The organism is Paenibacillus sp. 10L310, assembly GCF_056395745.1.
This window is the reverse complement of the sequence record NZ_JBFTKC010000072.1, coordinates 1-421: the sequence shown is the minus strand read 5'-3', so window position 1 is coordinate 421 and position 421 is coordinate 1. Positions and strand designations below refer to the sequence as shown.

Annotated in this window: 1 protein-coding gene; it reads left to right on the top strand. The window is 36.7% G+C overall.

Translation table 11 applies throughout. From position 1 onward, the window contains the following. A partial coding sequence (locus AC1DE7_RS31865) for a transposase (RefSeq protein ID WP_477535899.1) occupies nucleotides 1-315 on the top strand: 315 nt, incomplete at its 5' end. Nucleotides 316-421 lie beyond the last annotated feature (106 nt).

Below are 421 nucleotides of genomic sequence, written 5' to 3'. Positions count from 1 at the left end.
TTTGACATTGAAAAATGCAAAGTATGCCCAATGAAAGACGGGTGCTATAAAGAAGGTGCGAAAAGTAAAACCTATTCTGTAACCATCAAATCGACCGAACATAAGGAACATGAGGCATTTCAAAATAGCGATGGTTTCAAAGAAAAATCGAAAGAACGTTATAAAATTGAAGCGAAAAATAGTGAACTCAAGCATAGACACGGGTATGATGTTGCATCGTCCTCGGGTCTTGTTGGCATGCAAATGCAAGGTGCCATGGCYATATTTACTGTTAATCTCAAGCGAATCATTACACTCATGAAAGACTCAAAGTAAAAGGATAGAGAAAAGGCTATATTCCGCTCCATTGTGAACGAAATATAGCCTTTTTGATTTAAAATAGATCTTAACAAATTAGAATCGTAAGTTTTTCAGTGGCCTC